Source organism: Methylobacterium sp. (genome assembly GCF_028290105.1).
GTDB lineage: Bacteria > Pseudomonadota > Alphaproteobacteria > Rhizobiales > Beijerinckiaceae > Methylobacterium.
In genome coordinates, this window is sequence record NZ_JAQGKL010000203.1 from 17,253 (window position 1) to 29,086 (window position 11,834).

The window sequence follows — 11,834 nt, forward strand, 5'->3', positions numbered from 1 at the left end:
CGTGTGCTGAAGCGGGGTGACTTGCGGATCCCCGCGGATCGCGGCACCACCGCTCCCGATGGCCCCTAGATCCCTGAACGCCGAGGCGGCGGACCGTTCGAGCGGATCCGCCCTCCCCATCGAATCCGCTCTGCCCGCCCTGTGCGAAGCCCTGGCGCGCGGTGCGTCCGCCGTGCTCGTCGCCCCGCCGGGCGCGGGCAAGACCACCCGCGTGCCCCTCGCTCTCCTCGACGCGCCCTGGCTCGGACCGACCGACCGGATCATTCTCCTTGAGCCGCGTCGGCTCGCGGCGCGGGGTGCGGCCGAGCGCATGGCGGCGACGCTGGGCGAGCGCGTCGGCGAGACGATTGGCCTGCGTGTGCGGCTCGGCTCGAAGGTTTCCGGACGGACCCGGATCGAGGTCGTCACCGAGGGCGTGTTCACCCGCATGATCCTCGACGACCCCGAACTGACGGGCATCGGCGCGGTGCTGTTCGACGAGTTTCACGAGCGCTCGCTGGACGCCGATCTCGGCCTCGCCCTGGCGCTCGACACCCAGGGCGCCCTGCGCGAGGACCTGCGCCTCCTCGTGATGTCGGCGACCCTGGACGGTGCCCGCGTCGCCAGGCTTCTGCACGACGCTCCGGTGGTCGCCTCCGAGGGCCGTGCCTATCCCGTCGAGACCCGGCACTGGGAGCGCGATCCCAACCGCCGCATCGAGGACGTGATGGCCGACGCCATCCTGCGGGCCCTGCGCGCGGACCCGGGCTCGGTGCTGGCCTTCCTGCCGGGCCAGGGCGAGATCCGACGGGTCGCGACGCTTCTCGCGGACAGGGTCGACGAGACCACCGAGATCGCGCCCCTCTACGGCGCCCTCACGCCCGCCGAGCAGGACCGCGCGGTCTCCCCTGCTCCTCCGGGAAAGCGAAAGGTCGTGCTCGCCACCAGCATCGCCGAAACTTCGCTGACCATCCAGGGCGTGCGCATCGTGGTCGATTCCGGCCTGTCGCGCGTGCCGGTCTATGAGCCGGGCCTCGGGCTGACGCGCCTTGTCACCGCGCGCGCCTCGCGAGCCTCCGTCGACCAGCGGCGGGGGCGCGCCGGCCGCACCGAACCCGGCATCTGCCACCGCCTCTGGTCGGAGGCCGCAACCAGCGCGCTGGAACCGTTCACCCGGCCGGAAATCCTGGCCGCCGATCTCTCCGGCCTCGTCCTCGATTGCGCGGCCTGGGGTGTCGCCGATCCGTCCACCCTCGCGTTCCTCGATCCGCCGCCCGCCCCTGCCCTGTCGGAAGCACGCGCGATGCTGCGCGACCTCGATGCCATTGATGGCGATGGGCGGCTCACCGAGACCGGACGCGCGCTTCGCGCCCTCCCCCTGCCCGCGCGCCTCGCCCGGATGGTCGTCGGTGCGGCGAGCGCGGGCCGGGCACGCGAGGCCGCCGATCTCGCGGCGGTACTGGTGGAGCGGGGCCTTGGCGGCGACGAGGCCGACGTCACGCAACGCGTCGAGCGCTTCGTCCGGGATCGTGGCCCCCGGGCGACGGACATGCGACGCCTCGCGCAGGGCTGGGCGCGCCAGGCCGAAGGCTTCGCGCGTTCATCAAAAGCGGGGCCGAACGTCGACCTCGCCGAGGCCGGACCGCTGCTGGCACTGGCCTACCCCGATCGCGTGGCGCGGGCGCGCGGACGCGACGGCGAGTTCGTGATGGTCAACGGCCGGGCCGGGCGGGTCGATCCGGCCTCGGCGCTCGCGCGCGCCCCGTTCTTGGTGGTCGCGGACATCACCGGGACGGCCGCCGCCGCCCGCATCCTGGCCGCGGCCCCGATCACGCTGGAGGCGATCGAAGCGCTGTTCGGGGACACGATCGCGGCGACGACGCAGGTCGTGTTCGACAAGACCGCCCGAGCACTGCGGGCTCGCTCGCTGCGGCGCCTCGGAGCCCTGACCTTGGGCGAGCGCACCCTTCCGGTGCCCGGGGACCGGGCTTCGGCCGAGATCCTGGCGCGGGGCATCGGCGAGATCGGGCCCCAGGTGCTGCCCTGGACGCCGGCTCTCGCCCAGTGGCGGGCGCGCCTGACATTCCTGCGCGCCGCCGATCCCGCGACCTGGCCCGACCTGTCCGATGCGCAGCTGACCGAGACGATCACGGATTGGCTGGCCCCCGAGATCGTCGGCCGGGCGAGCCTCGACGCGATCACCACCGACGATCTCGGTCGCGCCCTTCAGGCGCTTCTGCCCTGGAACCTGCGCGCGCGCCTGGACGCCGAGGCCCCGACCCATGTCGAGGTGCCGACCGGTTCGCGCATCGCCCTCGACTACGAGGCCGGGGGTGGCCCGGTGCTCGCGGTGCGGGTGCAGGAACTGTTCGGCCTCGAGCGCCACCCCAGCATTGCGGGTGGGCGTATCCCCCTCGTTCTGCACCTGCTCTCGCCGGCCTCGCGCCCGATCCAGATCACCCGGGACCTGCCGGGCTTCTGGCGCGGCTCCTGGAGCGCCGTGCGCTCCGAGATGCGCGGACGCTATCCCCGCCACCCCTGGCCGGAAGACCCGGTGGCCGAGCCGCCGACCCGGCGGGTCAAGCCGAGGGGCACGTGAACCGGGTTGTGCGCACCGCGCTCACTCCGTTCGACCCGCGCGGACGGCTCTCGGCACCCGCCTTCCGGCACGCCGTGATCCGGCTGTTGCTGACCGCCGCCGGGCTCGTCTGCCTGTCGATCTGGCTCGCGTCCCTCGGCCTGCGCTGGCCCGGCATCCTGACTTTCGCGAGCACGTTTCTCGTCGTCCTGGCGGCACTCGCCCAGACGACCCGCCGGCTGCACGACCGGGATCGCACAGGCTGGTGGCTCGGTCTCTACGTCCTGATGGAGGGCATGACGACGCTGCCCCTGGAGGACGCCGTCGAGACCGATTCGGTCCCGGTGACCGCCCTCGTCGTCACGATGCTCGGCTACTTCGCCTGGTTCTGCAAGGAGACGCTGCTGCGGCCCGGCACGACGGGCCCGAATCGCTACGGCCCGGCACCCTCGGATCCGACCGGGTAGCGCGGCTGGTTCAGAGCGCGCGCTCGGCCGATAGGACGATGCGGGCCGCGCTCCGGCTCGGCTCGTCGTCGCCGGAAAGACGCATCAGGCTGTCGATGCGCGCCAATGCGGCCACCTGCGCGTCGCGTTCGGGACCACCGGCGATGAGCGGCGCTAGCGCCTCGGCAAGCAGGGGCGCCGTGCAGTCCGCCTGAATGAATTCCGGCATCGCGTTCTGCCCCAGGATGAGATTCGGCAGGACGATGGTCGGGACCTGGATAAGGCGGCGGGCCACCGCCTCCTCGATGCGCGAGACCTTGTAGGCCACGACCATCGGCACGCCGGCTAGCGCCAGTTCCAGGGTGACGGTGCCGGAGGCCGCGAGGGCTGCCCGCGCGCGCCGGAAGGTGGCGTGCTTGGCCGCCTCGCCATGAACGAGGGTGACCGGCGCCTCCCAGGCCAGGGCCAGCCGCTCGATCAGGGCGCGATGGCGTGTGACGGCCGGCAGGACCGCCTCGATGGAGCCGAAACGCTGGGTCAATCGCGCGAGCACGGCGCCGAAGACCGGCATCAGCCGCTCGATCTCGGAACGGCGCGAACCCGGCAGGATCGCGAGCACCGGAGGCCCGGTCATGCGGGCTGCGGACTCGGCCGGACCGGGGCGCAGTTCCGCGAGACGCTCGATCAGCGGGTGGCCGACATAGGTGCAGGCGGGTCCGTTCAGGCGCCGATGCGCCTCGGGCTCGAAGGGTAGCAGGGCGAGCACATGGTCGATGAACGGGCGCATCCGTGCCGCCCGCCACGGGCGCCACGCCCAGACGCTGGGCGAGACGTAGTCGACGATAGGCAAGTGCGGCATCCGCTTGCGCACCCGCGACGCCACGGCGTGGGTGAAGCCGGGGCTGTCGATGATGACAAGGACGTCGGGACGGGCCTCGACCACGTCGCGCACGGTCTGGCGAATACGGCGCAGGAGGGTGCGCAGGCGCGCGGCCACCGGCAGGTAGCCCATCACCGCCACGTCATCGATGGGGAACAGCGAGCGGAAGCCCTGTTCGGCCATGGCCTCGCCGCCGACCCCGCCGAAGCGGATCGGGCGATCCGAGAGTTCGGTGAGGCCCCGCATCAGCTTGGCCCCGAGCTGGTCGCCGGAATCCTCGCCCGCCACCAGCCAGATCGTCCGCTCGGCCTGCGGCCCGCTCATACGCTCAACCCGGTTTTCGCGCTCGATCCCGTTCCCGCCTCCGTGGCGAGTCCGATGAGGAAGAGGCCCATTCGGTCGGCCGCCGCGATGGTGGCCGGGCGGTCGATGATCAGGGTAAAGCCCGCCTGGACGGCAAGACCCGCGCAGCCGGCGGCGGCCGCGTTCGCGACGGTGCGTGGTCCGATGGCCGGGAGGTCGACCCGGAGATCCTGGCCGACCTTGGCGAGCTTGACCAGGACGATCCCGGCCTGCGGGCTGCCGTAGCCGAGGGGCCGGCGTGCCAGGGTTCGGGCGCGGGCGAGCATCCGGTCGGTGCCCTCCGGCCCCTCGACGGCCAGCGCGCGCTGGCCCACGAGCACGGCGGCCTGTCCGACATCGTAGGGCGAGAGCGCACCGAGCAGCGCCTGCCCCTGGGCGATGGATTCGCGGGCGGCCTCGTCCGGGCGATGCCGTCCCATCGCACCGAGCGGGCTCAGGAGGTCGGGCGCCACCTCGTGCACGCCGACGACGGCGTGGCCGTTTTCCTCCAAGAGAGACAGCGCCCCGCGCAGGAGGCGGTCGTCGCCGCCGTCGGAGAGCGCCTTGAGGGCTTCGCGATTGCGCAGGGCGGCGGCGGCGTTGAGGATCGCGGCCGGATTGGGGCGTGAGACGCCGCCCGCCGGCACCACGCTCACCGGCCCCCAGGCCCTGAGGATCGCCAGGATGCCGGCGATGTCGAGGAGATCGACGGTGGCCTCGGCCCGGGCGCGCATGGCCCGCTCGGCAAAGCCCCGGATCGCCAGAACCCGGAACGGGCGTCCCGATCGTTCGAGGGACGCCGCCACGAGTTCCGGCAGGCGCCCGGCGCCCGCGACGAGCACCAGGGCCGCCGGCTCCGGATCTGTGCGCTCCACCGGGGCCGGGTTCGCGCTCAAGGGGAGCCCGGCGTCTCGCGCGGGGTGCAGAGCGAACGCTTCCCGCCCGCGCGGATGAAGGCGACGATCTCCGCCACGGCGGGATGGCTCTCGAACTCGGCGGCCACGTCCTCCAGACGCTCCATGAGCGTGCCCTCGTTCGCAAAGAGCAGCCGGTAGGCCCGACGCAGGGTGTGAATGTCCTCCCGGGCAAAGCCGCGCCGCTGCAGGCCGATGATGTTGAGACCCGACAGGTAGGCCCGATTGCCGAGCGCCATGCCGTAGGGGATGCAGTCGTTCTCCAGGCCCGACAGGCCGCCGACGAATGCGTGTGCGCCGACGCGAGCGAACTGGATCACGGCGGCGCCGCCACCCAGGATCGCGTAGTCGCCGACGCTGCAATGGCCGGCCAGCATGACGTTGTTGGAGAAGACGACCCCGTCTCCCACGCGGCAATCGTGGCCCACATGCGAATTGGCCAGGAACGTGCAGTTGTCGCCGACCGTAGTCTCGAGCCCGCCCCCTGCAGTGCCCGGGTTCATGGTGACGCCCTCGCGGATCAGGCAATCGGCGCCGATCGTGAGGGTGGAGGCCTCGCCCCTGAACTTCAGGTCCTGCGGCGGGTGGCCGATGGAGGCGAAGGGATAGAGCTTCGTGCGCGGCCCGACCGTGGTCGTACCCGCGACCACCACGTGGCTGACGAGTTCGCAAGCCTCGCCCAGGCTGACACCCGGGCCCACATGGCAGAACGGACCGATCCGGACGCCGGCGCCCAAGGTTGCACCATCCTCGACAACGGCGCTCGGATGGATGTCCGCCGCGCTCACTCGGTCACCAGCATGGCACCGATCTCGGCCTCGGCGACCAGCACGCCATCGACCCGGGCCTCGCCGCGGAACCACCACATGGTGCGGCGGTGATTGATCTTGGTCATGTGATAGCGGACGGTGTCGCCCGGAACGACGGGCTTGCGAAACTTGCACTTGTCGATGGTCATGAAGAACACCTGCTTGGTCTGCAGGTTGTCGCTCATGATGTGACGGCAGCAGATGGCACCGGCCGTCTGGGCCATGCCCTCGATCAGCAGGACGCCCGGGAAGACCGGCAGGCCGGGAAAATGCCCCGTGAACTGCGGCTCGTTGATCGTGACGTTCTTCACGCCGATGCAGCTTCGGTCACCGTCGATCTCGACGATCCGGTCGATCATCAGGAAGGGGTAGCGGTGCGGCAGCAGTTCCAGGACCTTCTGGATATCAGCCGAGCCGAGCTCACGCGGCATGTCGTTCATCGATCCGATCAACCTCACTGAGCGCGTCGACGCCCCCGCCGCCCCGCCTCGTTTCCAAAGAATTCGTTATCCCACAGAGCCCGCCTTCTGACGGCAGAAGCCCGGCGGATGCAAGCCCTCGCGAAACATGCAGGGTCGACGCCCGCACGCGGGTGCCTCAGCCCTTCGGCTCGTCGCCGCCCGTGGAGCGCTCCGCGAGGCGCGCCAACGTGGTCAACTCGCGGAACCAGGCGCGCACGGGCTTGGCCGGCGTGCCGCCCCAGCGGCTGCCCGGGGGCACGTCGCGATTGACGTTCGAGGAGCCGGCGATCTGCGAACCCATGCCGATGCGCAGGTGGCCGACGACGCCGACCTGTCCGCCCAGCACCACATAATCCTCCAGCGTCGTCGAGCCGGAGATGCCGACGCCCGAGACGATGACGCAGTGGCGTCCGATGACGACGTTGTGGGCGATCTGAACGAGGTTATCGATCTTGGTGCCCTCCCCGATCACCGTATCGCGGCTGGCGCCGCGATCAATCGTGGTGTTGGCGCCGATCTCGACATCGTCCTGGACGATGACGCGGCCGATCTGCGGAACCTTCAGGTGCCCACCCGGCCCCATGGCGAAGCCGAAGCCGTCCTGGCCGAGCCGGGCGCCCGGATGGATGATGACCCGGTTTCCAAGCAGCGCATGGGTCAGGGTCGCTCCGGCCCCGATCGCGCAGTCCCGCCCGATCCGGACACGGGGGCCGATGCTGGCATTCGGGCCGATGACGGTACCCGATCCGATCTCCGCGCCTGGACCGATGACGGCACCGGGATCGACGTGGACACCGGGCTCGAGGCGGGCCTCCGGATGGATGTGGGCGCCGGGCGCCGCGCCCACGGCGCCGAAGAGCGAGCCGGGGCGCATCGCGTCTGGGTGCAGCCGGGCGAGCAGCCCCGCATAGGCCCGGTAGGGATCGCGCAGGACGAGCGCCACGGTGCCGGCCGGCACACGCGGGGCGAAGCGCGGCGAGACGAGGCATAGGCCCGCGCGGGTCGCGGCGAGCGCGTCGCCGTAGCGGGCATTGTCCATGTAGGCGACGTCGTGCTGCGTCGCCGTCTCGAGGGGGGCGGCCCCGGAGATCACGCCGTGCGGATCGGCGCCGTCGGGCAGTGAAACGCCAGCAGCCTCGGCGATGGCGCCGAGGCTGAGGGTGGTGGACGCGTGGAAGAAGACCGGATCTGACATGCTGTCACAACGCGCCGCCTCCCGAAAAGGAGGCGGCGCTCGGTGTCAGAACCGCGAGCCGCCGGAGAACCGGAAGGCCTGCTTCTGATCCTGGCCGACACGGCCGAAGGCCGTCATCACGCCCCGGTCTTCCGACAGAGCGTAGGCGTAATCGAACCGGATCGGACCCAGCGGCGAGTTCCAGAGGATCGAGGCACCGACGGAGGAGCGAATGATCATCTTGTCGCGGACGTTCACGCACTCGGGTTCGACACCGATGGTCGACTGGTTGAAGTTACAGCCACCACCCGGCGCGATGCCGTTGATGAAAGTATCGCCGTTCACGTCGAACGTGGTGCGGCCGTGATACCCGAACAGGGTACCGGCATCGGCAAACACCGCGCCCTTCAGGCCGAGATCCCGTGGGATGCCCGGAAGCGGGAACTGAACTTCGAGGGTTCCACCGAAGTAGGTCGAGCCGCCGATGGCGTTCGAACGGGAATCGGTGGTGCCGACGTCACGCGGACCGATGCCGTTGGGCGCGAAGCCGCGCACCAGCGATGGGCCGAGGAAGAACTGATCCGTAATGCGAAGCGGCTGGTCGTTCAGGGCCTGAATGTGACCGCCCTGGAAGCGCACGAAGCCGACGATGTCTTCGTAGAACTCCTTGTAGTAGCGCGCATCGCCCGTCACGCGGAAGAACTTGGAATCGCCGCCGAGGCCAGCGATGTCCGGCTTCAGTTCGGCGTAGAGGCCGTTCCGGGGAGACGCGAAGTTGTCGAGGGTTGAGTAAGCGAGGGTCAATCCGGCAAGCGAGGTCAGCGTGCTGCCTTGCGAACCCTTGAGAGCGATCGAAGCTTCACCATCGAGGGCACAGGTCGGATAGATCGATTGTCCGCCGACGTTCCGAACCGGATCACCGACATTCAGACCCGGAAGGGTCGTGCCAGCAGCATAGGTCGCGGTGTAGCCGGAGATCGGGTTCGAACAGTCATTGTACGGCCGCTTGACCGTGTTCGGGACCTTCAGCTCGGTGTTGTAGAGCGAGTAGCGCAGCGTGATGCCGAACTCTTCCGTGATCGGCAGGCCGACGCGGAGCTGACCGCCGTAGACGGTGGTCTCGTAGCGCGAGTAGCGGGTCTGGTCGCTGTACTTGTAGAAGGCGTCGAAGCCTGCGGCGAGGCGGTAGCCGAGGAAGTACGGCTCGGTGAACGAGAAATCGAGACCGCGCGAATACTGGCCGCCGGTGCCGGCGACGCGGACATACTGGCCGCGTCCGAGGAAGTTGGACTCGGAGACTGAGACTTCGCCGATGATGCCGTCCTGGGTCGAGTAGCCACCCGCCACCGAGAACGAGCCCGTGGGCTGATCCTCGACATCGATGTTGATCACCACGCGGTCGGCGGACGAGCCCGGCTCGTTGGAGAACCGGACCTTCTTGAAGAAGCCGAGACCGTTCAGGCGGCGCTCGGCACGGTCGGTGAGCACCCGGTTGTAGGCATCGCCCTCGGTGATATCGAGCTCGCGCCGGATGACGTAGTCGCGGGTGCGGGTGTTGCCGCGGATGTTGATGCGCTCGACGTAAACGCGGGGGCCGTCCTCGACCACGAAGCCGAGGGCCACCGTGTGGGTGGCGCGGTCGCGCTGGCCGGTGGGACGCACCTGGGCGAAGGGGTATCCCTGGCGGCCGACCTGGTTGGTCACGCCGTTCAGGGTGCGCTCCACGTCCTCGGCGTTGTAGACGTCGCCGACCTGGGCACGGAGCTCGCCGTCGAGCGGCGCGGTGTCGAGACCGGGCAGACGGGCGTCGATCGCCACGGCGCCGACGCGGTACTGCTCGCCTTCCTCGACCGTCACGGTGACGACCCAGCCGGCATCACCCTCGCCCTCGACGTAGCGGGCATCGGCGTTGACGACGCGGAAGTCTGCGTAGCCGTTCTTCAGGTAGTAGCGGCGAACGATGTCGAGATCGCTGGTGATGCGGTCCGGATCGTAGACGTCGGAGGTCTTGATGAAGCTGAGAAAGTTCATCTCCGACGAGGACATGAGTTCGCGCAGCTTCGACGCCGAAAAGGCGCTGTTGCCGACGAAATTGATCGCCTTGATGCCGGTCTTGTCGCCTTCCTCGATGACGTAGATCACGTCGAGGCGGCCATTCGGCAGGTCGACCGTGCGGAAGCTGACCTTGGCGGTGCCGCGCCCGGCGCGGCGGTAGACTTCGCGGATCCGCTGGATGTCGGCCTGGACGACGCCCTGGCTGAAGGCGCCGCGGGCCTTGGCCTCGACCTCGCCCTCGAGGGTGGCCTTCTCAATCTTCTTGTTCCCCTCGAACACCACCCGGTTGATGATGTTGTTCTCGCGGACGCTCACCACCGTTCCGCCGCCGCTTCGCGACACCTTCACGTCGGAGAACATGCCGGTCGCCAGCAGGTTGCGGCGGGCCTCTTCAGGGGAGCCGGAGGCGGTGCCGGTCACGTAGGACCGGATCGTGTCGGAGTCGACACGCTTGTTACCCTGGACGACGATCTGCTGCGCCTGAGCGGCGCCACCGAGAACCAGGCCAGCGGCCGCCGCGGCGACTAGGACGATGGTCTGTTCCGCCGACTTACGCCGGCGCTTCCCCGTCATCGACATCATGTAATCGCCCGTCTCTTTATATTTTAAGCGCGAGTTCGCACCCGCAATCAGGCACCCGTTTTCGGGCGTCCTGACATCTGGTCCCAAGCTCAGCTTCTATCGGGATTCCGGAGCTAAGCAAACGCTCGGAGGTCCCTCACACCGGGGATTTTGGGGAGACGTGGCCTTCCGGTCACTTAACGCCCCGAACCAATCGCCGAACAGCGTCAACGCGCGGTTGCGCGCCGGTCCGCCGGACTGGACGCGCAAAGTCGATTGTGATGACGATCGAGGCGCTTACGTGTCCCGATGCGGGACGGAGCCGTAAAAAACGGCGCCGCCCCCGCAATTCACACCGTCGCGTGGAAGCGCGATCAGGTGCGGCGGGCACCCCAGGACGCGCCGAGGTTCAGGAGGTCGTTCCAGGCCGCGAACAGCATCAGGAAAAGAACCAACGCGAGTCCGATCCGGAACCCGATCTCCTGGGCACGCTCGCTCAGGGGCCGTCCGCGCACCGCCTCGAAGGCGTAGAACAGCAGATGGCCGCCATCGAGGAGCGGCACGGGAAACAGGTTCAGGAGGCCGATCGAGACGGACAGCAGGGCGATGAGCCCGATCAGGCCGCCGATGCCACCGACCTTGGCGACTTCACCGGAGACCCGGGCGATGCCGATCGGTCCGGACAGCTGGTCGGGGGATTCGCGGCCGGTGACGAGCTTGCCGATGTAGTCGATGGTCCGGTCGACCACGAAGTAGGTTTCGTACATGCCGAGGCCGATGGATTCCACCGGCCCGTAATGGACGAGCTTCGCCTCCGTGCCCTTCGGGCCCTGGATGCCGAGGCGCCCGAAGCGGTGACGGCCGAACGGGGTCACGTCTTCCTTGCTCTCCGGAACGGCGACCAGATCCTTGGTCTCGCCGGCCCGATCGATCGTGATCGTTAGGCTGGCCCCGGCCGCGCCGGAAACGGTGCGCTGCATGTCGGTGAAGCTGTCGATCCGGGTACCGCCGATGGCGCGGATCACGTCACCGGGCTGGAAGCCCGCCCGCGCAGCGGCGCTGTCGGGCATCACGGCCTCGACGCGGGCCGGCGTCTCGTAGCGACCACCGAAATAGATGGCGCCAGAGAACAGCGCGATGGCGAGGATGAAATTGGCGATGGGGCCGGCGGCGACGATGGCCGCGCGCTTGGCCAGGGGCTGCGTCGGGAAGCTGATCGCCCGCTCCTGAGGGCTCATGCGCGCGACCGCCTCCGGGTCGGGAACGCTGGCGCCGTTGGCGTCGCCGTGGAACTTGACGTAACCGCCGAGGGGCACCGCCGAGAGCTTCCAGCGGGTGCCGTGACGGTCGTTGAAGCCGAACAGTTCCGGACCGAATCCGAGGGAAAAGGCGTGGACCCCGACGCCGCACCAGCGCCCGACCAGGAAGTGCCCCATCTCGTGGACGAACACGACGATGCTCAGCACGATCAGGAAGGGGATCACGGCACCGAAGAAACCGGATGCCGTGCCACCCATGGCGTTCAGGAAGTCCATTCGTCGATCCTTTCGGCCTCCCCCGGGGCCGTTTCTCCGCTGTAGCAGATCGGATGCATTCGACGCGAACGCAAACCCCGGGGCCGGGTTACGCGGTCGC

Annotated in this window: 9 protein-coding genes; 2 read left to right on the forward strand and 7 right to left on the reverse strand. The window is 69.4% G+C overall.

Translation table 11 applies throughout. The annotated features are described in order from the left end of the window. Positions 1–58 precede the first annotated feature (58 nt). Both hrpB and JWQ05_RS14635 read left to right on the forward strand, forming a co-directional pair. On the forward strand, positions 59–2,578 hold the full coding sequence (gene hrpB, locus JWQ05_RS14630) for an ATP-dependent helicase HrpB (RefSeq protein ID WP_299659616.1): 2,520 nt from the start codon (positions 59–61) through the stop codon (positions 2,576–2,578). Then, positions 2,575–3,024, forward strand: coding sequence for a DUF805 domain-containing protein (locus JWQ05_RS14635; protein WP_299659618.1), 450 nt, complete (start codon positions 2,575–2,577; stop codon positions 3,022–3,024). Before hrpB ends, JWQ05_RS14635 begins: the two co-directional genes overlap by 4 nt. A 10-nt stretch (positions 3,025–3,034) precedes the next feature. Here the strand turns inward: JWQ05_RS14635 and lpxB are convergent, their stop codons facing one another. The 7 genes from lpxB to rseP all read right to left on the reverse strand — a co-directional run bounded on the left by lpxB (position 3,035) and on the right by rseP (position 11,734). Further along, the gene (lpxB, locus tag JWQ05_RS14640) at positions 3,035–4,207 is read right to left on the reverse strand and encodes a lipid-A-disaccharide synthase (protein WP_299659620.1); all 1,173 of its coding nucleotides are present in this window, start codon (positions 4,205–4,207) and stop codon (positions 3,035–3,037) included. Further along, the gene (lpxI, locus tag JWQ05_RS14645; RefSeq protein ID WP_299659622.1) at positions 4,204–5,121 is read right to left on the reverse strand and encodes a UDP-2,3-diacylglucosamine diphosphatase LpxI; all 918 of its coding nucleotides are present in this window, start codon (positions 5,119–5,121) and stop codon (positions 4,204–4,206) included. The genes lpxB and lpxI overlap by 4 nt, the downstream gene beginning before the upstream one ends. Then, positions 5,118–5,927, reverse strand: a complete 810-nt coding sequence (gene lpxA / locus JWQ05_RS14650) for an acyl-ACP--UDP-N-acetylglucosamine O-acyltransferase (RefSeq protein WP_299659624.1) — start codon at positions 5,925–5,927, stop codon at positions 5,118–5,120. Before lpxA ends, lpxI begins: the two co-directional genes overlap by 4 nt. After that, positions 5,924–6,388 (reverse strand): 3-hydroxyacyl-ACP dehydratase FabZ, encoded by a 465-nt coding sequence (fabZ, locus tag JWQ05_RS14655; RefSeq protein ID WP_299659626.1) that lies wholly within the window; start codon positions 6,386–6,388, stop codon positions 5,924–5,926. The genes lpxA and fabZ overlap by 4 nt, the downstream gene beginning before the upstream one ends. A 157-nt stretch (positions 6,389–6,545) precedes the next feature. Continuing rightward, complete coding sequence (lpxD, locus tag JWQ05_RS14660) at positions 6,546–7,604, reverse strand: UDP-3-O-(3-hydroxymyristoyl)glucosamine N-acyltransferase (RefSeq protein WP_299659628.1); 1,059 nt, start codon at positions 7,602–7,604, stop codon at positions 6,546–6,548. A gap of 45 nt (positions 7,605–7,649) precedes the next feature. Then, positions 7,650–10,220 (reverse strand): outer membrane protein assembly factor BamA, encoded by a 2,571-nt coding sequence (gene bamA / locus JWQ05_RS14665; protein ID WP_299659630.1) that lies wholly within the window; start codon positions 10,218–10,220, stop codon positions 7,650–7,652. Between the two features lie 353 nt (positions 10,221–10,573). Beyond that, on the reverse strand, positions 10,574–11,734 hold the full coding sequence (gene rseP / locus JWQ05_RS14670) for an RIP metalloprotease RseP (RefSeq protein WP_299659632.1): 1,161 nt from the start codon (positions 11,732–11,734) through the stop codon (positions 10,574–10,576). Between the last annotated feature and the right edge of the window lie 100 nt (positions 11,735–11,834).

Coding starts and splice junctions, on each gene's coding strand:
- hrpB (WP_299659616.1), top strand. CDS start 59: ATGGCCCCTAGATCCCTGAACGCCGAGGCGGCGGACCGTTCGAGCGGA.
- lpxB (WP_299659620.1), bottom strand. CDS start 4,207: ATGAGCGGGCCGCAGGCCGAGCGGACGATCTGGCTGGTGGCGGGCGAG.
- fabZ (WP_299659626.1), bottom strand. CDS start 6,388: ATGAACGACATGCCGCGTGAGCTCGGCTCGGCTGATATCCAGAAGGTC.
- lpxD (WP_299659628.1), bottom strand. CDS start 7,604: ATGTCAGATCCGGTCTTCTTCCACGCGTCCACCACCCTCAGCCTCGGC.
- bamA (WP_299659630.1), bottom strand. CDS start 10,220: ATGATGTCGATGACGGGGAAGCGCCGGCGTAAGTCGGCGGAACAGACC.
- rseP (WP_299659632.1), bottom strand. CDS start 11,734: ATGGACTTCCTGAACGCCATGGGTGGCACGGCATCCGGTTTCTTCGGT.